Genomic DNA, 2,427 nt, shown 5'->3' with positions numbered 1-2,427 from the left:
GGCTCTGTTGAGATTTGAGTGGGTTATGCCGCATGCTGGTTGATCGAAGTGAAGTCGAGCTTGCCGGCGATCAGGAATAGCACGGTGCGCATGGTAGTGAGGTTGGCGTAACCGCGCGCGCGTCGCTTGGCGGCCTGAAACAGGCCGTTGAGAGCCTCCAGGAAGCCGTTGGTCTGACGCGTCTGGGTCCAGGCGACGATGCCGTCGAAGTGCTTGCGGATCATGCGCGCAACCTCCTTCATGGGTTCGACCTTGGAGCGCATCACGTTGGTACACCACTGCTCGAGCATCTCGGAGACGACGTTGATCTGCTTGCGATCGAGGATGTCGCGCAATTGCTCGCGATAGAGCCAGGCCCGGGCGGTGCGCTTGGTCGTGACGTTGGCAACGAGCGCGTCCAGATCGGCACGCTGCGCCACGCTCAGCCGGTCGCGGTCCTTGAGCAGTGCCCAGCGCAGGCCCTTGAGTTCCGGGTCGGTCTTCTGCTCGAGCCGCCGCGTCTTGTCCAGAGCAAATGATGCCTGAGCGACAACGTGGAATTTGTCGAAGGTGATACGGGCGTTGGGCAGGTGCTCGCTGACGCCCTTGATGAAGGCAGGCGACATGTCGATGCTGACCGACGTGATTTGCCCGGGCGTGGCGTTGTGCGCTTGCAGATGGGCGGCGAACTGCTCGATGGTGGCGGCGTCCCGGCCTTCAGTAACGAACACGACCTTGCGTTGTTTGGCGTCGGCCACGAGCGTCAGATAGTTGTGCCCGCGCTTATAGGAGGTCTCATCGACGGCAGCGCTCGTCACGTCGGACAGATCGATCTCGGCCAACGCCAGTTCAACGTAGCGCTTGCAGAGGCGTGCGCACTTCGAGATAGCAGTCATGCTGGAAGAAGTTCAGGTGCCGGTAGCGCTTGACGACAGTGTCATGCACGGGATGCGCGCCAGCCACTTCCGGATACGGAAAGCGAGTGCCGGCAGTAAAGTCGATCTGAATCGTCAGCCGTTTGGCGGCCGCGTCGAAATCAACGCCGCTCACGAACCACGGATCGCTCACACCCAATGCAGCTTCGAACAACTGGCTATGCATGACTTCCCTTCGTCTTGTTACGCAAAAAACCGGACGATACCACCCACTCCGAATTCAACAGAGGCCTTAAAGAAGACGGTTTTCCGACAATGTCAGACACGCGACACTACTATCAAGGACCGCCGGTTGAATTATATGGACCTCTTCGTATGGCACGATACATGCATTGCCTAATCTAGGGAGAAACGCTGATATTAGGAGAAGCCCGTGTCATCCTCGAAAGCTATCGGAACTTACACGCTCGACATACTGCCAGTAAGTCAACTTCGTCCAAGTGAGAATATCAACGTGCCACGCGCACAGACGCTAGGTAAATCAATCGCGGAAACTGGACAGTGGACTACACCTATTCTGGTAGAGCACCGCCATTTCATTATTATGGACGGCCATCATCGCTATTTCTGCGCCAAGGAGCTAAACTTGTCGTTTGTTCCGTGTATTTTGCTTTCTTATGATGATCCCAACTTGAATGTCACCTACTGGGATAATCCTGCGCCAGTGGTTATTGATCGTATCATCCATGCTGGTCTTTCTGGAAATTTGATGAGTTTCAAGACCACTCGACATGCGTTGAATGGCACTTTGCCGAATTGTGCGATCGCGCTCAATGACCTGAGATAATGCGCTGTCCCAGACTTCATAGCCTTGGCTTGGAGGACGCAATATCTTTATTCAGAAATTTGGTGCACGATCTTCTGAATAGTCGATTCGAACTATGGCTGGGATAGACAGGTCCATAGCGGGACTTACTACCGTGCGTACCAACTAGCAGGCCGCTGAAATACCGCTTAAACACGTCATCGCATAGAGCTCGTGAGGCGTTGATAGATGGACCACTACGTCCCCTGGAGATCATGCGCGGCGCCGACACATTCACCGAGAGTCTGTTTTCCATGCGCAAGCTGGACGACTTCGTCCCCAAGTGGCATCCGTTGCGTTCGATCCGCGTGATGGCGAACGAAGCGCTGGCGAAGATGGATCGACTGTTCGCCCAGATGTACGAAGCGGACATCAAAGGTGGGCGGCCGAGTATCGCGCCAGAGAAGTTGCTGCGAGCCATGCTGATCCAGGTGCTCTACAGCATCCGCTCTGAGCGGCAACTCATGGAGCAGGTGCAGTACAACCTACTGTTTCGCTGGTTCATCGGCCTGGCGATGGACGACGAGGTGTGGGTACCGACGGTCTTCACGAAGAACCGCGAGCGCCTGATCAAGCATGATGCGGTCATCGAATTCTTCAACGAAGTGGTGGCCATCGCCGAGAAGAAGTGTCTGCTCTCGGGTGAGCATTTCAGCGTGGACGGCACGCTGATCCAGGCGTGGGCCGGACACAAGAGCTTTGTACGCA

At 56.0% G+C, this 2,427-nt stretch carries 2 protein-coding genes and 1 pseudogene; 2 read left to right on the top strand and 1 reads right to left on the bottom strand.

The window, feature by feature from the left end; genetic code table 11:
- Positions 1-23: 23 nt before the first annotated feature.
- Positions 24-1,080 (bottom strand): annotated as a pseudogene (locus M3A49_RS42215) (ISL3 family transposase).
- A 207-nt stretch (positions 1,081-1,287) separates the two neighbouring features.
- Between M3A49_RS42215 and M3A49_RS42210 the strand changes: the two are divergent.
- Together M3A49_RS42210 and M3A49_RS42205 are read left to right on the top strand one after the other, a co-directional pair.
- Positions 1,288-1,701, top strand: a complete 414-nt coding sequence (locus M3A49_RS42210; protein ID WP_266233977.1) for a ParB N-terminal domain-containing protein — start codon at positions 1,288-1,290, stop codon at positions 1,699-1,701.
- A gap of 233 nt (positions 1,702-1,934) precedes the next feature.
- Positions 1,935-2,427 (top strand): IS5 family transposase (locus tag M3A49_RS42205; protein ID WP_266233976.1); only part of this gene is annotated, 493 nt, incomplete at its 3' end.

The sequence above is a fragment of the Paraburkholderia sp. CNPSo 3076 genome, assembly GCF_026343935.1.
GTDB classification, from domain to species: domain Bacteria; phylum Pseudomonadota; class Gammaproteobacteria; order Burkholderiales; family Burkholderiaceae; genus Paraburkholderia; species Paraburkholderia nodosa.
Note: the sequence above shows the minus strand (reverse complement) of the source record. Positions and strands in the feature narration are given on the sequence as shown.